Below are 17,787 nucleotides of genomic sequence, written 5' to 3' on the forward strand. Positions count from 1 at the left end.
AAACCGAATCATGAACAAGGCGCTGTTCCTCTGCTACGCACGCTGTTCCACATGCGCCAAGGCCCGCAAGTGGCTGGATGGGCATGGAATCGCATATGCGGAACGCGACATCAAGGGCGACAATCCGAACGCCGACGAGCTTGCCGCATGGCATCGGGCCAGCGGACTGCCGATACGGCGGTTCTTCAATACGTCCGGTCAGCTGTACCGTGCGATGGGGCTCAAGGACCGCCTGCCGTCGATGAGCGACGAGGAGGCCGTCGAGCTGCTTGCCACCGACGGCATGCTCGTCAAACGGCCGCTGCTCATCGTGCCGTCCGCCGACGGCGGCGAACCGACCGTGCTCGTCGGCTTCCGCGAGCCGCAGTGGGAGCAGGCGTTGGCATGACAGCCGGCTTTGCCGGCTGATGGAGGATACCCCCGAAAGGCGGCGAACGCGCAATGACAAGAAGCGCAATAACGGAGAAAGGTCCTGTCCCGGCGAACCGGGGCAGGACCTTTCGCTATGCTACGAGACTACTGTCGTATCGCTGGTCTCACTCGGAGATCTCGGCGAAGTACAGCAGGGTGCGGATCATGTTGGAGGTGAAGCCGTACTCGTTGTCGTAGAAGGTGACCGTGCGGGCCAGGGTCACGCCGTCAACGGTGTTGACGTCGGTCTGGGTCGGGTCGAAGACGCCACCGTGGGTGTCGCCGATGATGTCGGAGGAGACGATGCCGTCACCGTTGTAGCCGAAGTACTCGGTGTCGGAGAAGGCGGCCTTGAAGGCCTCGTTGATCTCGTCGGCGGTGGCCGGCTTGTCGAGGACGGAGGTCAGCTCGGTGACGGAGCCGTCCGGGACCTGGATACGCTGGGCGTGGCCCTGCAGCTTGCCGTTGACCTCGGGCACGACCTTGCCGATGGCCTTGGCGGCGCCGGTGGAGTGCTCGATGGTGTTGATGGCGGCGGCGCGGTTGTTGCGCGGCTTGGAGCCACGGGGGCCGTCGAGGATCATCTGGGTGCCGGTGTAGGCGTGGATGGTGGTCATGAAGCCGGCCTTGATGCCCCACTTCTCCTGGAGCAGCTTGACCATGGCGGCCATGGAGTTGGTGGTGCAGGAGCCGGCGGAGACGATGACGTCGGTCGGCTTGAGGATCTCGTGGTTCACGCCGAACACGACGGTCGGGGTGGTGTCGTCCTTGGCCGGGGCGGAGATCAGGACCTTCTTGGCGCCGGCGTTGATGTGGGCCTGGGACTTCTCGGCGGAGGTGTAGAAGCCGGTGCACTCGAGCACGTACTCGACACCGTCGTTCTTGACCCACGGAATGTTGTTAGCATCCTTCTCGGCGTACACGGTGTATTCCTTGCCGTCCACCACGATGGCGGTGTCGGTGGCGGAGACCTCGACCGGGGTGCCGTCGTCGTGACGGAAGGTGCCGTGCGTGCTGTCGTACTTCAGCAGGTAGGCGAGCATCGAAGGCGTGGTCAGATCGTTGATGGCGGCGACTTCAATATCGCCGGCCTGGCCACCGCGAGCCTGCAGCTCGAAGATGCGGCGGAAGGCGAGACGACCGATGCGGCCAAAGCCGTTGATACCAATCTTTACTGTCATTTATGTATCTCCTGAATGGAAGTGGCCCAAACGTGGGAACGGCGCTGAGCGTACGCTCACATACTTGTGCCAGCTGTTGCCAACGACTCTCATCCTACTGGGTATTCTGTACTTTTTCGGCGTTTACGCTGAAAGTTTGTTCATTGTTTATTCCACGTGTCGAGAAAACGACGCTTTTGCCCGCATCGTCGACGTCACGACCGTCCACGGACGGGAACGCACAGGGCCATGATGCGGACGGAGGCATTTCATTCTTTCGGATGATGTGGCGTCATCCGACGGCGGACTATCGTGTTTCCCCGGTCGCCGGCCGGAATTCGGCCGGCATGTGCATCGGGAGGTCCGTATGCGGGCGCAATGGTTGAGATGGATGCTGGGGCTGCGCATCGATTCGGGATGGATTCCGGCGACGCTGGCCGTCGTGACGTGCGTCGCCGTCGTGGGTCTTGCGGCGGCACGCATCGCCGACCGGCGGCGGATTCGAGCCGTCGGCGCGCCTTGCGTCGGCGCGGCGGGAGGATTCGCCCTCGGGTTCGCCGTCACATGGCTGCTGGACCGCTTCACGGTGTTCGGCGTCTCGCTGGGCATGAAGGTGGTCTGGGCCGCCGCGGCGGGGACGGCCCTCGTCGGGGCCCTCGTCGCGACGTCGATCGCGTCCTCGGGCGTTGTCAGAACGATCGCCGCGGTCATGGTCCCCGTCGGCATATTGTCCTGCGCGGCGAACATCAACGTCGTGTACGGGGAGTATCCGACGCTGGGCAGCGCGCTCGGCGTCTCGGCGTTCTCCGACCTGGACGTCGCCGCCCTGCGCCCGGCGACGATGACGGTCGGGCAATGGCGGCGCATGGCGCGGGACGGCGGCCTGCCGAGGGTTCCCGGGCATGGCAGGGTCGGCTCGGTCGACATCCCCGCCACGGCATCGGGGTTCCGCGCCCGCGAGGCGGTGGTGTACCTGCCGCCGGCCGCGTTGTCGGACCGGCCGCCGAGGCTGCCGGTGATGCTCATGCTCTCCGGGCAGCCCGGAAGCCCCGACCGCACGTTCCTGGCGGGAGGCCTGTCGGACGTCCTCGATTCCTACGCCGCCGCGCACCACGGTCTGGCGCCCATCGTGATATCCGCCGACCAGCTGGGCAATCCCCTGCACAACACGCTGTGCGTGGATTCGGCCAAATACGGCAACGTGGAAACCTATCTGACCCGCGACGTGACCGATTGGGCGAAGAGCCGCCTGCCCGTCTCGCATGACGCCCGGCAATGGGCCATCGGCGGGTTCTCGCAAGGCGGAACCTGCACCGTGCAACTGGGGCCGAGCCATCCGGACCTCTACGGCTCGATGCTTACCGTGGGATCCGAACTCGGGCCGCATAACGGCAGCGAACGCTCGATGATCCGAGAGTTCTTCGACGGCGATGCGGCGGCATACCGCCGGCACGTGCCCATCGACATCATGCGCGCCCGCAGCCGTTCCGACCAGATGCTCATCATGGCGTCCGGGGCGATGGATGCCGAGTCCATCAGGAACATCGGCGCCATCGCGCCCGTGGCAAAATCCATCGGCATGGATGTCACCGCGTTCACGGTGGCGGACACCGGGCACGACTGGCATGCCGTGCGGCGGGCGTTCGAGGCCGGTCTCGGCAGGCTCGGCGCGCGCATGGGACTGGCGGATGAAGCCGAAGGACAAATCGTCCCGTCGCCGCATATTCACATGATGGCCGTCACGACCGACTCGCACGATATGACATACGATATGAAAGGAAAGCACTGATGACACGTTGGAAGCCGATTATGCAGGATGCCTCGGCATGGGCGAGAACGCATCCGCTGACCATCGTGTTCACGGCGCTCGTCCTGCTGGTGAACGTCGCCCTTGCCGCATGGTGCGCACTGACGGGCGGTGCGTTCCCACCGTCGTTCGGACGCGTCAGCTACAGCCGTCTCGCTGCGGGCATGCTCTACGTCGTGCCGTCCGCACTGGTGCTGGTCGCCCATCCGCTGCGGCTGCTCATCGACGTGCCGGCGCTGCTGGCCGCAGGCTCGGTCCCCGAATCGCGGTTCGGCGTGGCCAAGACCATATGGATCGCACTGCTGTGTTCGATCGGCGGCATCGCCGCCGGCATGGGGGTCAGCGTCATGGTCAACGGCCACTCCCCCGCATGGGGTTCGCTGGTCCGGTTCGGCTATGTGCTGGGGCCGCTGACGCTGGCCGTGGGACCGCTTATGGCGGCGAGCGCATTCTCCTCCCTGATGTGGCGGCGGCGCATCCGCGTGGTCACGTATGCCATCGTGGCGGTGTTCGTGCTGTATCGTGGGGAGCCGGGAGACTATTGCATCGCCTTCGCCGCCGTGTTCGGCCATCTGCTCGGCTACCTCATGGCGCCCGCCGCCGTGCAGGAGGCCTTTCCGGGCGACGGCGCCTCCCAAAATGAGGATTCCCCGGACATGAGTTCCCTGGATGCCGGCGGAGCGCGTCCGCGCATCACCGCATTGGAGGCGCGCAAGATGGTGGGCGTGCTCAGCGCCGTCTGCGCCCTTGGGCCGCTGGTCGCGCTGGCGTCCCCGATGCATCACGGCCCGCTTTCCACGCTCGGCCTGCTGCTGGGCCCGAACCGCCTTGATTACTCTCGTCTGCATGAATGCCTTACGGATGCGGGGCATGCGGACTGTTTCCTGCAGTATCGCGTGCAGCGGGTCTCCATGCCCGGCGGCGTCATCGTGTCGGTGCTGCCGCTGCTGCTTATGCTCGTCGTGGCCTATGGCCTATACCGTGGACGTCGCACGGCCGCCGCACTCAGCGTGCTGCTCAACTCCTGCACGGTGGTTATGGCTTTGGTGTATTGCTTCATGCTGCCCATCGCCCAGTCCCCCGACGGTCTTCGCGCGCTGATCGCCCATGGCGCGGTGCGTGCCGCGTTCGCCACGGCCATGCTTCCACTGGCATGCGCCATACTGGTGTGCCTGTTCCGTCGATGCTTCCCGCTTCGCACCAGGCGCGGCCGGCTCATCGAATCCGCCGGTCTGGTCGGCGTCACGTCTCTCGTATTGTGCGGCGCCTATCTCGCAGTCGGCATCACCCGGCCCCATGAGTTCACCATCGAGCCGACCTTTGCCATGCTGCTCGCGGACCTGCCGCAGCGGTTCCTGCCCATCGGCTTCCTCAACGGCATCCAACCGTATTTCCTGCCGGCCTCGGCGTTCACGTCGGTCGTCTATCAGGGCATCGGTCCGGTGTTCTGGTCCGTGCTGACCGTGGCCGCGCTCTGGTGCTTCACCGACGCCGCCATGGAGGGGCGCGAGGAGCGTCGCCACGCCTCCGAGCTGGTGGAGCACGGCGGCGAGTCGATGTCGTTCATGGGCACATGGGGAGGCAACCGCTACTGGTTCTCGTCGTCCGGACGCTCGGCGATCGCCTACCGCGTGGTCCACGGCATCGCCCTGACCGTGACCGGACCGTTCGGCGAACGCGGCGAATGGTCGCGCGACCTGCGCGAATTCGCCATGTTCTGCGCCGAGCATTCATGGACGCCCGTGTTCTACAGCGTGCATGAGGGGCAACGCGATGAGCTTGCGGCCATGGGGTTCTCCTCGCTCGACATCGGCACGGAGATGGTGGTGCATCCCGCCGAATGGCAGACGCGTGGCAAGAAGTGGCAGGATGTGCGCACCGCCATCAACAAGGCGAAGCGCGTGGGCATCACCGACGTGATGTGCACGTTCGATGATTCGCCGCTGAACGTGCAGACGCAGATCGTCGACATCTCCGAACAATGGGCGGAGGAGAAGTCGCTTCCGGAGATGAAGTTCACGCTCGGCGGCGTGGACGAACTCATGGACCCGCGCGTGCGGCTGCTGTATGCCGTGGATACGGACGGCGTCGTGCAGGCCGTGACCAGCTGGCTGCCCACCTGGCGCGACGGCGAGGTCGTCGGCTGGACGCTCGACTTCATGAGGCACCGGGACGACAGCCCCAACGGGGTGATGGAGTTCCTCATCGCCCGCATGGCCGAACGGCTGCGTTACGAGGGCGCCGAATTCATGAGCCTTTCCGCGGCGCCTCTGGCCGGCATATCGGTGATGACGATGGACGGGGAGCCGTCCGGCGTCGCATTCCTCCAGCACGTGCTCATGGCCGTGGCCGACATCATCGAGCCGGTGTACGGATTCCACTCGCTGTTCCGGTTCAAGAGGAAGTTCCAGCCGCATGAGGAGAGCGTGTACGTCGCCTATCCGGATTCGGCGAAGCTGCCGCAGATCGCGCTCGCCGTGGTGCAGAGCTATCTGCCCGACATGAAGCCGGCCGATGCGGCACGCTTCGTGCGCGCCCTCGGCAGATAGGACGGCATGGCCGGCCGTCAAGGTTCGAGGTCGCGAGTATTACTGATGGTCATGGGCAAAAAGAAGCATGACAAGGGCAAGGGCTCCACACCGGCCACGCTGCAACTGGAGCGTGCGGGCGTGGAGTTCCGTCTGTATGAGTACGAGCATTCGAACGACCACATGGATGACGGCTACGGCATCGAGGCGGCGGAGAAGCTCGGCTTCGACCGGCATCAGGTGTACAAGACGCTGCTGGCCGATACGGGTGACGAGCTCGTGACGGGCGTGGTGCCGGTGAGCGGGCACCTCGACATGAAGGCGCTGGCCGCGGCCGTGGGCGCGAAGAAGGCCGCGATGGCCGACCCGAAGAAGGCCATGCGCCAGACCGGCTACGTGGTCGGCGGCATATCGCCGCTCGGGCAGAAGACCCGGCATCGCACCGTACTTGACGAGGGAGCGCTCGAATTCGATGAGATTCTGGTCTCGGGCGGCAAGCGCGGTCTGAGCATCGGTGTGGATCCGCATGATCTCATCGCCGTGCTCGACGCCGTCACCGCTCCCATCGCCACATGGTGAAGGGCGGTTTCTCGTCTCCGCGCGGGCCGCGGTCCCTATTCCCTATTGCAGGTCCACGACGAGGCAGTGCTCGCCGTCGTTGAGTCCCTTGGCGGTGCACCATGAGTCGCCGGCGTCGGTGGTGGCGAACCGTTCGCCCGAAAGCGTGACGTACCACTGGCTCGGACCGTTCTTCGTGTAGGTGGGGTAATCGTTCGACCAGATGAGGATGGAGTTCGGATACTTGGTGCGGAATGAGACGAATTCGTTCCAGATGTCCTGATACGTCCACGTTTTGCCGTCGGCCTTGAGACCGAGCCTCTTGCTGGAAAGCTGCGTGGTGTACGTGGTGTAGAAGCCCGATGCGGTGGACTTGTCCTGCTTGATGCGCTGTTCGAGGGCGGCGTGGGCCACGTTCTCGCGGGCATCGCCGTCCAATGCGTCGGAGCCGGCCATGGCTCCGGACTGCAATTCGGATGCGGCGCCGCTCCCCTTGGCTCCGGACTGCACGGATACGGTGAGCGCGCTGGGGCTGATCTGGTCGGCGAGCTGCCAGAACTGCCCCGATGAGAATCCGAGTCGGGCGCTGGGCGCCGATGCCGTCAGGTCGACGGGGTCGGCGGAGAAGTCGAATACGGCCGCCGCCACGGTGTTGCCATCCGCGTCGGTGACGGTAACCTTCGTACCGGAATCGTTGAGCGTGTCCTTGTCGGCGGATTGGCATGCGGACGAGAACTCGACATCGAGCAGGAGTCCTCCGTTCACGTCATCCACCGAGGTGACCGTGGCCTTGGGCGCGGTATCGCAAACCGTGGAGGAACCGGAACCCGAGGGGCCGTTCGTCGAGTCCGATTGCGTCTGTGTCGTCGAATCGCCACCGACATCACGCACGCCCGAGTTCCATGCCCTGGCGAAGACGAATGCGCCGATGACCGCCACGAGCGCGATCGCGACGATGGCGGCGATGACCATGATGAATCGTTTGTCGGTCTTCGAACCGGCAGAAGCCGCTACCGGTTCTGTCGGCGGCTGCGCTCCCGTCTGTTTCGCGGGGAGGGGAACCGGAGTCTCGGCACGGCCCGGCATGGCGATCGGCGGCAGGTCGCCTTCGCCGGCGACGCCGGACGCGGTCTGCATCACGTCGATCCTGCCTCCGCATTGGGTGCAGAACATATTGCCGGCCTCCACGGTGGCGCCGCATCGCGGGCACACCTGACCGCCGAGCACGGAATCACGCAGGACGGTCTCGTCAGCTGCGGACGAGGATGCGACCGGCCGACCGCACTGCGGGCAGAAACCATCCTCGGGCTCCAGTGCATTACCGCATCCGACGCATGTCATGTCCGCTCCCGTCCTCGCCTCTCCGCTCTCTCTATAGGGCGTTCTCCCCCACATTGTAGTGCCGCCGGACGGCGGCCCGGTGCGACGGTCCGCGACTGCGGGACTTGTGGGACTATCTGGCCTTGCGCAGTTCGGCGGGCAGCACGAAATGCATCTTCTCCCTGGTGGTGGTCACGTAGGAGACCTTGTCGTAGCCGAGCGGCCCAAGGGCGTCCACGACCCCGGAGACCAGATCTTCGGGAACGGAGGCGCCCGAGGTGATGCCCACCGTGCCCACGCCGTCGAACCATGACGGGTCGAGTTCGCCGGCATCGTCCACCCTATGGGCGTGGCCGCGACCGGCGAGCGCCTGTTCCGCGACCTCCATGAGGCGCACCGAGTTCGAGGAGTTCGCCGAGCCGACGACCACGACGCAGTCGGACTGCTCGGCCACGGATTTGACGGCGGTCTGCCGGTTCTGCGTGGCGTAGCAGATGTCGGAGCTCGGCGGCTCGATGATCCACGGGAACCGTGCCTTGAGCGCCTCGATGACCGCATGGGTCTCGTCGATGGACAGCGTGGTCTGCGAAAGGTAGATGAGCTTTACATCCGGTGGGAAGTCCAGGGATTCCACGTCGCTGGCGTGTTCGACAAGGTGCACGTGCTCGGGCGACTCCCCCACCACGCCGACGGCCTCGTCGTGGCCTCGATGACCGATGTAGACGATCTCGTAGCCTTCGCGCACGTAGCGCAGCACCTCGCGATGCACCTTGCTCACCAGCGGGCATGTGGCGTCCACCACGTGCATGCCGCGGCGCCGTGCCTCCTGCTGGATGGCCGGCGATACGCCGTGGGCGGAGAACACGACGGGCACGCCGTGTTCGACGGCCTCGTCGGGAATCTCGTCGAGCTCCTCGACGAACACGGCGCCCTGCGCGGCGAGGTCCCCCACCACGTGCCGGTTGTGCACGATCTGCCGACGCACGTAGACGGGGGGCACGCCGTCGGGCCGCGCCGTGCCGTCGGCCGCGGAGAGGATGGTCTCCACCGTCTGGATGGCCCGGTCCACGCCCGCGCAGAACCCCCTCGGGTCCGCCAACACGATTCGTCCGCCCATATCGCCGCCTTCCTGTGCATCCACCATAACGAACTCATAACATAGTAGGGCATGGGGAGTCGCCGAGGGTAGACTTGGGCGGTGACGATACCATTCGTTCATACACACGATTCACTATGGGAGTGATGGATTATGGCAAAGAACCTGCCTCCGCGCACCGGTCAGCAGTATTCGATTTCCTACGGCGACTACAAGGCCGTGATCACCGAGCTCGGCGCCACCATGCGCAAGGTTACCTACAAGGGCAAGAACGTGATCGTGCCGCTGGGCGCGGACGATCCGATCACCTGCTGCCATGGCCAGCTGCTCGTCCCGTTCCCGAACCGCATCGAGGCCGGCACCTACACGTTCGAGGGCAAGACCTACGTGCTGCCGATCGACGAGCATGAGCGCAACACCGCCATCCACGGCTACGGCTACCGCTCCTACTGGAAGCTCGAGGAGCTCACCGAATCGTCCGTCACGCAGTCGTGGCGCGTGCCGAACATGAACGGCTACCCGTTCGACGTGATCGTCACCGCGAAGCACGAGCTCGCCGAGGACGGTCTGCACATCACGGTGAGCGCCTACAACAACGGCGGCGAGGACGCCCCGTGGGCCCTGGCCATCCACCCGTGGCTCGACAACGGCTTCAACGGCTACGGCGACGAGATCGACGGCCATAACGCCCAGTGCCATCTGACCGTTCCGGCCGACACGCACGTGACCGTGGACGAGAACCTCATCCCCACGGGCACCGAACCGGTGGACGGCACGAAGTACGACATGCGCGACAATCCGCTGCTGGTCAACCAGCCGTTCGATGACGCCTGGACCGACCTGTACCGCGAGGAGGACGGCAGCGTGCACGCGACGTTCACCCGCCCCGACGGCCTGCAGATCAAGGTCGGCGGCGACGAGACCGTCACCTCCTTCCAGGTGTGCACCGGCACCGGCTTCCCGGCGTTCCAGCATCCGGCAGGCACCGCCGTCGAGCCGCAGACCGCCTATGCCAACGCCTTCAACACCGGCGACGACCTCATCGTCATCAAGCCGGGCGAGACGAGCGAGACGAAGCTGTTCATCAGCGCCGCCGAGGTCTGATCGCATCGTTTCCGGCCCATGACGCGCGACCGCGTGATTCCGTGTTTTCCGGTGCGAGTTGTAAACTCGCGCGATGTGTGAGATAATCCACAAGGCTTATCTATCAAAGTAAAGGAGTCCAACATGGGCAAGCGCGGACGTCTGCGTCGTGACCGCCGTAAGAAGGCTGCAAACCACGGCAAGAGGCCGAACGCCTGATTTCATTCAGGCTTCGATGAAGCTCAAAAGGCTCCACGGGAAACCGTGGAGCCTTTTTCGTACGTTTCCGCCCTTTCGGGGCTGCACATGCCGTCGGATGCTATCGCTGCTCGCGGGCGGCGTCCTGCGCAGCCGACCGGATGCATCGATGGAGCCGGTCTATCAGGCAGTCCGGGGCGTTCACCGGCCTAAGGTAGGCGCGCAGCGCCTCGATCATGGCCTTCTCGCGCGCATCGCAGCAGCTGTCGATGTCGAAGCAGTCTCCCATGCCGTCGGATGCCGGCAACGACGTCGTCGCGGCATCACCGCCGTCGACCCTGATGACCGTCTCCTCCACCATGGTGCGTCGTACGACGCCGGAAGCGTCGCCGGTGACGCTCACGCTGGTATGGCGTTCCACATGCCCGTTCATAGTCGCTTCCCTTCCGTGTCCGCGCCGCGTTTCACGGCGCTTCCTCCATTATCGCCCGAATGCCCGGCCTTGCCGTTCGCGGTTGGTGAAACCCGTCCGCGCCGTCCGCCGCCGGTCCGGTATCCGCGTTCCTTCGCATATGCGGCGAGCTCCTGCTTGAGCTGGGCGCGGGCGCGGTTGAGACGGCTCATCACCGTGCCGATCTTCACGCCCTGCTCGTCGGCGACCTGCTGGTACGACTTGCCGTCGATGGCCGCGTCGATGAACACCTGCCGGCGTTCGGGACTGAGCTTGTCCAGCGCCGCCATGATCTCCTCGGGCGCGAACGCGTCCTGATATGTCTCCTCGGCGGATTTGAGCCCCTCCGAACTGTGTTCGGACGCGGAATAGATGTCCCAGTCGTCGTATTCGCCGGTCGAGTCGTTGGCGCGCTGCGGGCGGCGCTTGGCCTTCTGGTACTGGTTGAAGTAGAGGTTGCGTTCGATGGTGGTCATCCATGCGGCGAAGTTCGTGCCCTGCCTGAACGATCCGTAATGCTTGTAGGCGCGCTCGAACGTGTCCTGCACGAGGTCCTGCGCGTCGTCGGGGTTGTTGGTGAGTTTCATGGCCTGCCGGTACAGGCCGTCGACGACGGGCATGGCCAGCGCCTCGAATTCGGCGCGCCTCGCCTCGCCATCGGTTTCCGGTGTATTCGTCTCAGCCACCCCTCCATTGTGCCACGCCGTCCGCGGCGCCCCTGCTGAACGGGCCGGCGATTCACGGCCGTGATTTGTCGGGCAACATCGCGACAATACATGGCATGACCGAATTGCTTCAGGCCCTTGACTCCATTGCCGCCCAATCCGAGGACACGACGCTGGCGGACACCCGCATCCTGGGATTCGACACCGAGACCACCGGCACACGGGCCGGCAGCGACGCCATCTGCTCGGCGACGCTGGTGCTGCGTGACCCGGCCAAAGGACACGACGGCGACGTCGTCGGCGAATGGCTGATGAACCCGCACCGCCCCGTCTCCCCCGGCGCCTCGCGCGTCAACGGCTTCACCGACGAGTTCCTGCAGGCCAACGGCGGCGAGCCGGTCGAGCTGCTCGAAGCCATCGCCTCCGTCATCGCCGAGGCGCAGAACCGTCGCGTCCCCCTGCTCGCCTACAACGCGCCGTTCGACGTGCATATGCTGGAGGGCGATCTGGCCCGGTGGGATCTCAAGCCGCTGCATGAGCGTCTGAACGACGGCCTGCTCGTCATCGATCCTCTGGTCATCGACCGCAAGGTCTCCCACCGCAAGGGCAAGCGCACGCTCACCGACACCACCTTCTACTACGGCGTGGAGCCCCACGGGGACTTCCACGACGCCACCGCCGACACCATCGCCGCCGTGGACCTGGTCGCGCCAATCGCACGGCTGCATCCGGACGCCGCCGCCCTGAGGCTCGATGAACTCATGGACTGGCAGCGCGCGGCCCACGCCGAATGGAAGGAGTCGTTCAACCGCTGGCTCGAGGCGAGGGGACGACGTCCCATCCGCGAGGACTGGTTCGGGAAGGACCAGGACTAGCGGAGGCCGCCCCGTGCTTCCTCACCAAATCGGTACACGCTCGACATATCCCGCGAGCGCGCGGGATGTAGACTGGCAGTTGGCTTTCACGGCCGCATACGGTCATGGAAGCCGACGATGCACAACCATCGGCGCATGAAAGAACTATGGAGAACATGACCCTTACACTCGCTTCGGCCGTAGACCTGCTCAAAGAACATCATCTGCTTCGTGAAATCATCACCCCGTCCATGTGGACCCTCGATCCGAGCCGTCTGCCCGAGACCGAGTTCACCGCGGTCTCCTATGATTCTCGTGCCATAAACGACGGCACGCTGCTGTTCTGCAAGGGACGGTTCAAGGCCGAGTATCTGGCGGGAGCCGACGCCGCCAAGCTGCCGTGCTACGTGGCCGAGACGGACTACTCCGACGTGACCGGCGCCACGGGCCTGATCGTCGACGACGTGCGCAAGGCCATGAGCCTGCTGTCGTCGGCGTTCTACGGCCGTCCGCAGGATTCGCTCACGGTGGTCGGCGTGACCGGCACCAAGGGCAAGACGACCACGGCGTACTTCACGCAGGCCATCCTCAATGCCGCCTCGCACGGCAAGGCCGCGCTGTTCTCCTCCGTCGACAACTGCCTCGACGGCGAGCATTACGAGGAGTCGGACCTGACCACGCCGGAGTCCATGGACGCGTTCCGCATGATGCGAACCGCCGTCGACAACGGCATGAGGTATCTGGTCATGGAGGTCTCGTCGCAGGCGTACAAGGTGGACCGCGTCTACGGTCTGACGTTCGACGTCGGCGCGTTCCTCAACATCTCCCCCGACCACATCAGCCCCATCGAGCATCCGACGTTCGAGGACTACTTCCACTGCAAGCGCCAGCTGGTCGCCAACAGCCGCCGTCTGGTGCTCAACGTCGACGCCGCGCACGCCGACCTGCTGCGCGAGGACGCGGCGGCGCACGGCATCGACGTCGACACGTTCGCATTGCACACCGCAGGCTCCTCCACCCCGGCCGACACGGTGGCGAGCCCCGCCGACGCCGATCACGTCGACTTCGACATCACGTGCAAGGGCGAGGACCTCGGCAGGTTCCATCTGGCGATCGACGGCGACTTCAACTACGCCAACGCCGCTGCGGCCATCACCATCGCGAGGGCGGCGGGGGTGCCGTCCGACGACGTCGAGGCGCTGCATGCGCTCGAATCGGTCCGCATCGCCGGCCGTATGGAGCAGTTCACCGACACGCAGAGCGATACGCTGGCCATCGTGGACTACGCCCACAACTACGCCAGCGTCACGGCGCTGCTGGACTTCGTGGACGAACGCTATGGCGCCCGCTCCCCGCACATCACGCTGATCACCGGCTCGGCCGGCAACAAGGCGTACGACCGCCGCGAGGAGATCGTCAGGGCCGCGCAGGACCGCATCGGCAACTTCGTGTTCACCGCGGAAGACACCGATACCGAGCCGTTCATCGACATCTGCATGCAGATGCAGGGCTACATCACGAACAAGGACGTCGCCTCCACGGTCATCTCCGATCGTCCGACCGCCATCACCAGCGCCGTGTACGACGCCCGTGCGCATCAGGACCGTTTCGATGTGATCCTGATCATCGGCAAGGGCGACGAGCGCTGGATCAAGGAGCACAACAAGCATGTGCCGTTCGAGGGCGACGACCGCATCATCGAACGGCTGTTCGGCCTGGGCGGCAACGCCTGACGACCGGCTCGGCAATGCCTGAAGCGGCGGTCCGAATCGTGGCCGCCGATCTGTTGACTTACGCAAATGAAAGACCCGAGTGGAGGTTTCATGATTTCCGTTGAGAAGACGTCGTTCGAGGAATGCGAGCGTCTGGCCGGCGAGGCCGGCGTCACGCTGCCGATCGAGCAGACCGAGGTGTGGGCGAGGTTCCAGAAGGACATCCCCGGCCGCGAACCGTGGGGCACGCTCGTCGCGAAGCGCGACGGCGAGCCGGTGGCCGTGCTGCTGCTCATCGACATGGAGACGCACGGCTATCATTACCTGCGTTCCATGCACGGCCCGGTGTGGCTGTCCGGCAAGCCGGAGCAGGAACTGGAGCGCGACGTGGTGAGGGCCGTCGTCGATTTCGTGCACGGCGAGGACAAGCGCCAGGCGTTCCTGCGTCTTGACGTGTGGTTCGGCGAGGACTACGACACCGTGCTGTCCACCGTGCCGTATGACCAGACCGTGGTCATCGACGTGACCGGCGGCGACGAGGAGATCCTCAAGCGCATGAAGCGCCGCGGACGCCGCGACGTGCGCAAGGCGCTGCGCGAATGCCCGGCCGACAGCGCCGACGAGACCCGGCAGGCGCTCAAGGACTTCACCGAGTATTACGACGTGATGGTGGAGACCGGCAAGCGCGACGGCTTCACCCCGGCCCCCATCACCGACTATTCCGACATGATCGGCGCGCTCGGCCCCGACCACTGCCGTGTGTTCGCCGCCCGCATCGACGGCCGTGTGGTCGCCTGGTCCATCGTCACCGTGAACGGCACGCATGCGGTGCGCTACTACGCCGGCATGCGCAACGAGGTCATGCGCCTGCACGTGACCGACAAGCTGCTGTACAACGAGTGCTGCATGCTGGGCGCCCAGGGCATCACCGAATACGACCTCATGGGCATCGGCTCCGACTTCGCACCGAGCCTCAAGGGCCTTAACGAGTTCAAGTGCAAGTTCACCGACGAGATCACGCCTGTGGCCGCCGGCCACGACATGCCGATCAAGAAGGCGTTCTACCGCTCCCTCAAGGTCGCCAAGTCCGTCAAGAACGCGCTGAAGAAGTAGGCGGCAGGTCAGGCGGATTCCTGTCCTCACCGCCTGCCACACGCAAAAAGGGTCGTTGTCCGGTTCATCCCGGACGACGGCCCTTTCTTTGTCGCATTCGCCGACATGGTGTCACCGTCGGCGACGGCATCCGCTATGCGATTGCGGAACGCACGGCGGTAACGATCTCGCCGGCCCTGTCGAGACCGACCTCGGTGGGCAGGCTCACCGCTCCTTCGACCAATCGACCGGTGACCTGCACCGTCGAACGGTCGAGCGTGTCAAGACCGTAGGCGTGCCCGTCGACGACCCCGGGGAACAGTTCGGGACGATACCAGCGTTCGGCGTAGCCGCCCACGGCCCTCACGGAAGCGATGATGCGTTCGGCCTGCGGCGTGTCCTGGGCGAACAGGGGGAATCGCAGCAGCGGCTGGGCCTCGCCGTCGAGGATGCGGCCGGGGATGTGCACGGCTTCGAGATCGTGCAGCCCGTCGCGGTATATCGCCGTCACCCGGCGGCGGCCGGTCTCGTTGGCGTCGAGGGCGTCGATGCCGGCCGTGGCGCGGCGTGCCATCCATGGGGTCATGCCCATGGGTCCGTAGGCAAGCCGGCCGCGACGCTCGGATTCGGCGATCGGCGGCTCATACAGGCCGATGTTCGTCAGCAGCGAGCGCAGCGCGCCGCCCGAGCCTCCGGGGAGTCTGCTCAATACACGGTTCTCGTTCACATACAGTCTGGTGACCATGCCGATGCGTTTCGTGGGACGCGGCAGACGTCCGAGATGGCGACGCAGGTCCGCGTCCAGCTGGGGGTCGGTCGCGGCGAGTCTCGGATTGATCCAGATGGCGCCGCCGAAACGCGTGGGCAGAATCTTCTCCACGCCGAAGGAGTGCACGGATATGTCGGCCAATGGCGTTTCCCCGCCGTCGCGGGCCATGCGCGTCACGCAGTGGGCACAGTCCTCGATGACCAGGGCCTTGCGTTCGCGGGCGAAGGAAGCCAGTCGCCGGGACGATGCGTCGTCGATCAGGCCGAACGTGTGCTGCAGCATGACTGCGCGAAGATCGTCGACGGCGGCGAGGCGGTTCGCCGAGTCCACGTCGATGGACAGCGTATCGGCGTCCACATCGGCGTACTGCGGCGCGAACCCGGTGCATACGATGGGGTCGACCGCCGTGCAGCAGGTGAACAGCTGGGTCATCACGGCTCCCCTGCCGCGCCTGCCCTTGATGGCATCGAACGCCACCTGCATGCCGTAGCGCGCCTTGAACACCGGGAACCAGTCCCGGGCGTCCGTTCCCGTGCGTGCGGCCAGGGCGTCGCACAGCCCCGAGACCCGCTGACGGGCCGAAAGTCGATCGTTCATGAAACCTCTTTCCTCGACGGTGATGACACCACGATATCGCGGCACGACCGATGATGCGGCATGCCGACACCGTGTCCGACGGCCGAATCGCGCCACGCCATCATACGTGATTGTAGAATGACAGAAGCCTTGGAACGGCCATCCCGCGGGGATGGCCGAGCATACGACAATGGTATTGATAAGGACGTAATACGATATGGCATCTTTTCAGCCGATCATCCTCGGCGGCGACCTCGGCGCCTATGCGCTGGCCCGCGAACTCAATGACGCCTATGGCGTCAAGCCGATTATGGTGACCGCCTATAACCCCAACGCGATCCGTGATTCGGCGATCATCACGCGCCACGAATTCGCCGAGGCCAACGAGGAAGGCCCCCTGGTCGAGGAGCTGCTCCGACTGGGCAAGGACCTCAGGACCCGCAATCCGAAGCGCAGACTGCTGCTGCTGGCCAACACCGACTGGCGCATCCATGTGCTGGCGTCGCACCGCGAGGAGCTGGAACGCTACTACGTGGTGCCGATCCCGCCGTTGGACGTCATCGAGCAGGTGAGCGACAAGCAGGGCTTCGAGCGACTGGCGACCGCGCAGGGCATGCCCGTGCCGAAGTCGTTCTACGAGGACTTCTCCGGCGCCGACACGAACGGATGGCAGCCGCAGCCCACGCCGGCCGACCTCGCGTTCCCCGTGGTGGCCAAGCCGGCCGACAGCTCCGAATACGAGAACCTGATGTTCGAGGGACGTCAGAAGGTCTACCGCATCGACACGAACGAGCAGCTGACCGCCCTGTGGCACAGGCTGGCCGACGCCGGGTTCCGCGGCACGTTCGTCGCACAGGAGCTCGTCGAGGGCGACGACACCGAGATGTATTCGGTCACCGCATACGTGGACTCCACGGGAACGGTGTCGCTGCTGTGCTCGGCACGCGTGCTGCTGGAGGAGCATCATCCCGCCACGCTGGGCAACCCGTGCTCCATGATCACCGAACCGATCGACGAGATCCTCCAGCCGGCGAAGCGGTTCCTCGAATCGCTCCCCTACCGCGGTTTCGCCAACTTCGACGTCAAACGCGACCCGAACACCGGGAAATTCTATTTCCTCGAGGTCAATCCACGTATCGGCCGCAACAGCTTCTACGTGTACGGCGCCGGCATCAACCCGATGGAGGTGCTCGTCTCCGACGTCATCGACGGGCATCCGATGGCGCCCCGCGTGGCCGACGGCGAAGTACTGTACTCGATCATCCCCGACCGTCTGCTGCTGCGCTATGTGGTCGACCCCGATCTCAAGGCACAGGTGAGGCGACTGCAGAAGGCCGGCCGCATCAATCCGCAGCGCAACCCGAAGGACGGCGGATTCAAGCGCTGGCTGCACTTGACCGAATCGGAGCTCAACCAGTACCGCAAGTTCGGCAAGTACTATCCGAAGCCCACTGACACCGGCTTCTAGGAACGTTCCCCACGGAAAACGTAAGGGCGGGGCGGGATG

Annotated in this window: 16 protein-coding genes; 10 read left to right on the plus strand and 6 right to left on the minus strand. The window is 65.2% G+C overall.

Features of this window, described 5'->3' with window-relative positions; all coding sequences use genetic code 11:
- Positions 1-10: 10 nt before the first annotated feature.
- The gene (locus CS006_RS08650) at positions 11-388 is read left to right on the plus strand and encodes an arsenate reductase family protein (RefSeq protein ID WP_100511419.1); all 378 of its coding nucleotides are present in this window, start codon (positions 11-13) and stop codon (positions 386-388) included.
- A gap of 148 nt (positions 389-536) precedes the next feature.
- Here CS006_RS08650 and gap read toward each other — a convergent pair whose 3' ends face one another.
- Positions 537-1,592 carry a type I glyceraldehyde-3-phosphate dehydrogenase gene (gap, locus tag CS006_RS08655; RefSeq protein WP_100511420.1) on the minus strand — a complete coding sequence of 352 codons (1,056 nt, stop codon included), beginning with the start codon at positions 1,590-1,592 and terminating at the stop codon, positions 537-539.
- Between the two features lie 370 nt (positions 1,593-1,962).
- Here gap and CS006_RS08660 point away from each other — a divergent pair, with 370 nt between their 5' ends.
- From CS006_RS08660 to ybaK, 3 genes are read left to right on the plus strand one after another with little or no spacing between them, the layout of a single operon-like run.
- On the plus strand, positions 1,963-3,360 hold the full coding sequence (locus CS006_RS08660; RefSeq protein ID WP_165777318.1) for an alpha/beta hydrolase: 1,398 nt from the start codon (positions 1,963-1,965) through the stop codon (positions 3,358-3,360).
- A complete protein-coding gene (locus CS006_RS08665; RefSeq protein WP_243386978.1) occupies positions 3,360-5,927 on the plus strand; it encodes a bifunctional lysylphosphatidylglycerol flippase/synthetase MprF in 2,568 nt (855 codons plus the stop codon). The genes CS006_RS08660 and CS006_RS08665 overlap by 1 nt, the downstream gene beginning before the upstream one ends.
- Before the next feature lie 51 nt (positions 5,928-5,978).
- Positions 5,979-6,485, plus strand: coding sequence for a Cys-tRNA(Pro) deacylase (gene ybaK, locus CS006_RS08670; RefSeq protein ID WP_100511593.1), 507 nt, complete (start codon positions 5,979-5,981; stop codon positions 6,483-6,485).
- A gap of 42 nt (positions 6,486-6,527) precedes the next feature.
- Here the strand turns inward: ybaK and CS006_RS08675 are convergent, their stop codons facing one another.
- Both CS006_RS08675 and CS006_RS08680 read right to left on the minus strand, forming a co-directional pair.
- Entirely contained in the window at positions 6,528-7,805 is a 1,278-nt protein-coding gene (locus CS006_RS08675) for a zinc ribbon domain-containing protein (protein WP_165777319.1), read from the minus strand.
- Positions 7,806-7,917: 112 nt separating this feature from the next.
- On the minus strand, positions 7,918-8,901 hold the full coding sequence (locus CS006_RS08680) for a 4-hydroxy-3-methylbut-2-enyl diphosphate reductase (protein ID WP_100511423.1): 984 nt from the start codon (positions 8,899-8,901) through the stop codon (positions 7,918-7,920).
- 129 nt (positions 8,902-9,030) lie between these two features.
- Between CS006_RS08680 and CS006_RS08685 the strand changes: the two genes are divergently transcribed.
- Together CS006_RS08685 and CS006_RS11140 are read left to right on the plus strand one after the other, a co-directional pair.
- Positions 9,031-9,984 carry an aldose 1-epimerase family protein gene (locus tag CS006_RS08685; protein ID WP_100511424.1) on the plus strand — a complete coding sequence of 318 codons (954 nt, stop codon included), beginning with the start codon at positions 9,031-9,033 and terminating at the stop codon, positions 9,982-9,984.
- A 123-nt stretch (positions 9,985-10,107) separates the two neighbouring features.
- Positions 10,108-10,182, plus strand: coding sequence for a 50S ribosomal protein bL37 (locus CS006_RS11140; protein ID WP_369299097.1), 75 nt, complete (start codon positions 10,108-10,110; stop codon positions 10,180-10,182).
- A gap of 100 nt (positions 10,183-10,282) precedes the next feature.
- On the opposite strand, the gene CS006_RS08690 is transcribed toward CS006_RS11140, so the two are convergent.
- A complete protein-coding gene (locus CS006_RS08690; protein ID WP_100511425.1) occupies positions 10,283-10,594 on the minus strand; it encodes a hypothetical protein in 312 nt (103 codons plus the stop codon).
- A complete protein-coding gene (locus tag CS006_RS08695) occupies positions 10,591-11,232 on the minus strand; it encodes a sigma-70 family RNA polymerase sigma factor (RefSeq protein WP_100511594.1) in 642 nt (213 codons plus the stop codon). Before CS006_RS08695 ends, CS006_RS08690 begins: the two co-directional genes overlap by 4 nt.
- Before the next feature lie 161 nt (positions 11,233-11,393).
- On the opposite strand from CS006_RS08695, the gene CS006_RS08700 reads away from it, so the two are divergent.
- The 3 genes from CS006_RS08700 (at position 11,394) to CS006_RS08710 (ending at position 14,956) form a co-directional block, all read left to right on the plus strand.
- On the plus strand, positions 11,394-12,152 hold the full coding sequence (locus CS006_RS08700; protein ID WP_100511426.1) for an exonuclease domain-containing protein: 759 nt from the start codon (positions 11,394-11,396) through the stop codon (positions 12,150-12,152).
- A 155-nt stretch (positions 12,153-12,307) separates the two neighbouring features.
- The gene (locus CS006_RS08705) at positions 12,308-13,864 is read left to right on the plus strand and encodes a UDP-N-acetylmuramoyl-L-alanyl-D-glutamate--2,6-diaminopimelate ligase (RefSeq protein WP_100511595.1); all 1,557 of its coding nucleotides are present in this window, start codon (positions 12,308-12,310) and stop codon (positions 13,862-13,864) included.
- A 90-nt stretch (positions 13,865-13,954) separates the two neighbouring features.
- Positions 13,955-14,956, plus strand: coding sequence for a lipid II:glycine glycyltransferase FemX (locus CS006_RS08710; protein ID WP_100511427.1), 1,002 nt, complete (start codon positions 13,955-13,957; stop codon positions 14,954-14,956).
- Positions 14,957-15,089: 133 nt separating this feature from the next.
- Here CS006_RS08710 and CS006_RS08715 read toward each other — a convergent pair whose 3' ends face one another.
- Positions 15,090-16,301, minus strand: coding sequence for a DegT/DnrJ/EryC1/StrS family aminotransferase (locus CS006_RS08715; RefSeq protein ID WP_100511428.1), 1,212 nt, complete (start codon positions 16,299-16,301; stop codon positions 15,090-15,092).
- A 196-nt stretch (positions 16,302-16,497) separates the two neighbouring features.
- On the opposite strand from CS006_RS08715, the gene CS006_RS08720 reads away from it, so the two are divergent.
- Positions 16,498-17,748: a carboxylate--amine ligase gene (locus tag CS006_RS08720; protein ID WP_100511429.1), complete on the plus strand. Its 1,251-nt coding sequence runs from the start codon at positions 16,498-16,500 to the stop codon at positions 17,746-17,748.
- Positions 17,749-17,787: the final 39 nt, after the last annotated feature.

Origin of the sequence: Bifidobacterium primatium (genome assembly GCF_002802875.1) — a bacterium.
Lineage (GTDB): Bacteria > Actinomycetota > Actinomycetes > Actinomycetales > Bifidobacteriaceae > Galliscardovia > Galliscardovia primatium.

Excerpts from the sequence above, each read along its gene's own strand:
- CS006_RS08650 (WP_100511419.1), top strand. The coding sequence starts at position 11 with ATGAACAAGGCGCTGTTCCTCTGCTACGCACGCTGTTCCACATGCGCC.
- gap (WP_100511420.1), bottom strand. The coding sequence starts at position 1,592 with ATGACAGTAAAGATTGGTATCAACGGCTTTGGCCGCATCGGTCGTCTC.
- CS006_RS08660 (WP_165777318.1), top strand. The coding sequence starts at position 1,963 with ATGCTGGGGCTGCGCATCGATTCGGGATGGATTCCGGCGACGCTGGCC.
- CS006_RS08665 (WP_243386978.1), top strand. The coding sequence starts at position 3,360 with ATGACACGTTGGAAGCCGATTATGCAGGATGCCTCGGCATGGGCGAGA.
- ybaK (WP_100511593.1), top strand. The coding sequence starts at position 5,979 with ATGGGCAAAAAGAAGCATGACAAGGGCAAGGGCTCCACACCGGCCACG.
- CS006_RS08675 (WP_165777319.1), bottom strand. The coding sequence starts at position 7,805 with ATGACATGCGTCGGATGCGGTAATGCACTGGAGCCCGAGGATGGTTTC.
- CS006_RS08680 (WP_100511423.1), bottom strand. The coding sequence starts at position 8,901 with ATGGGCGGACGAATCGTGTTGGCGGACCCGAGGGGGTTCTGCGCGGGC.
- CS006_RS08690 (WP_100511425.1), bottom strand. The coding sequence starts at position 10,594 with ATGAACGGGCATGTGGAACGCCATACCAGCGTGAGCGTCACCGGCGAC.
- CS006_RS08695 (WP_100511594.1), bottom strand. The coding sequence starts at position 11,232 with ATGCCCGTCGTCGACGGCCTGTACCGGCAGGCCATGAAACTCACCAAC.
- CS006_RS08700 (WP_100511426.1), top strand. The coding sequence starts at position 11,394 with ATGACCGAATTGCTTCAGGCCCTTGACTCCATTGCCGCCCAATCCGAG.
- CS006_RS08705 (WP_100511595.1), top strand. The coding sequence starts at position 12,308 with ATGACCCTTACACTCGCTTCGGCCGTAGACCTGCTCAAAGAACATCAT.
- CS006_RS08710 (WP_100511427.1), top strand. The coding sequence starts at position 13,955 with ATGATTTCCGTTGAGAAGACGTCGTTCGAGGAATGCGAGCGTCTGGCC.
- CS006_RS08715 (WP_100511428.1), bottom strand. The coding sequence starts at position 16,301 with ATGAACGATCGACTTTCGGCCCGTCAGCGGGTCTCGGGGCTGTGCGAC.
- CS006_RS08720 (WP_100511429.1), top strand. The coding sequence starts at position 16,498 with ATGGCATCTTTTCAGCCGATCATCCTCGGCGGCGACCTCGGCGCCTAT.